Annotated in this window: 2 protein-coding genes; both read right to left on the reverse strand. The window is 32.2% G+C overall.

What is annotated here, in order from left to right; translation table 11 throughout:
• Positions 1 to 453: ABC transporter ATP-binding protein (locus ACTG3S_RS14495; protein ID WP_439130041.1), on the reverse strand; the 453-nt coding region annotated here is incomplete at its 3' end.
• Between the two features lie 15 nt (positions 454 to 468).
• The coding region (locus ACTG3S_RS14500) for an N-acyl homoserine lactonase family protein (protein WP_439130042.1) at positions 469 to 1,237 on the reverse strand (769 nt) is incomplete at its 5' end.

Here is a 1,237-nt window from a genome sequence, read left to right on the forward strand (position 1 = left end):
TTTCTCTCCTCCAGAAAATCCTTCGTTTAAAGAACGACCTAAAAATTTACGGTCTATTTCTAACAATTCAGATTTTTTACGAATCATTTTTAACATGTCTTTTGCAGGCATGTCTTCTAAACCTTTGGCTTTTCTAGTTTCGTTAATAGCTGTTTTAATAAAATTGGTTACAGAAACACCAGGAATTTCTACTGGGTATTGAAAAGATAAAAACACACCATTGTGTGCTCTTTCTTCTGGAGCAAGCTCGCTAATATCTTCGTCATTTAGTTCTATAGAACCCTCTGTAACCTCATATTCTTCTTTACCAGCAATAATGTTTGCTAAGGTACTTTTACCAGCACCATTTGGCCCCATAATTGCATGTACTTCACCAGCTTTTACTTCTATATTCAATCCTTTTAAGATTGCTTTTCCGTCTATTTCTGCTTTTAAATTTTCTATTTTTAACATGGTTTCGGCTATTTACTATTGCTTAGTAGCGTTTAATATTTTTTCTAATTTTTGATAATCTTTTGGCGAATGTTGTATAATAACTTCTGCATTTTTTTCTTTGGCAAAAGCTTCAAAATTCTTCATACTTTCTAGAGTTTCTTTTGTACTGTAGTTAAAAGAAGGAACTCCTTTATTGGTTCTATTTTCTTCAAAATGATATAAATCTCCTGTCAGTATAATTGGTTTTTCTGAACCAGTAACCTCTACATACAAAACTTGATGCCCAATGGTATGACCAGGCATGTATTTGATAACTACTGTTCCATCACCAAAAACATCAAAGTCTCCGTTTATTTTTTTAACATTTGTAAGAGCTGCAATTGCAGGATTTTTTTGTTTTAAGGTGTCAGAAAGATTTACATTAAATTCGTTTTCTTGAATTATTAAAGTGGCATCTTTCATATAATTTGCATGTCCTGTGTGATCAAAATGCGAGTGAGACATTGCAAAATATTTAAAATCTTCAACCTTAAAACCAATAGATTTTAATTGATTTACCAAAGAATCTGGTCTTTGTATTCTGTAAACTCCACTTGGTTCATCAAAAGGTTCTGGCATTACTAATTGTTCTGGTAAGCCAGCATCCCACATAAGGTTTCCTTTTGGGTGCTCTATTACATAATAGGCATCTGTAAACTGTTTTTGTTGCCCAGTATAAGTTGTATCTTGAGAAAAAACTTCTAATTTTTTCACTAAAATAGAACCACCTACTAACTGATGTAATTTTACTTCAGGCTTCGTA

This window comes from Polaribacter sp. (assembly GCF_965656025.1).
Taxonomy (GTDB): Bacteria; Bacteroidota; Bacteroidia; order Flavobacteriales; family Flavobacteriaceae; genus Polaribacter.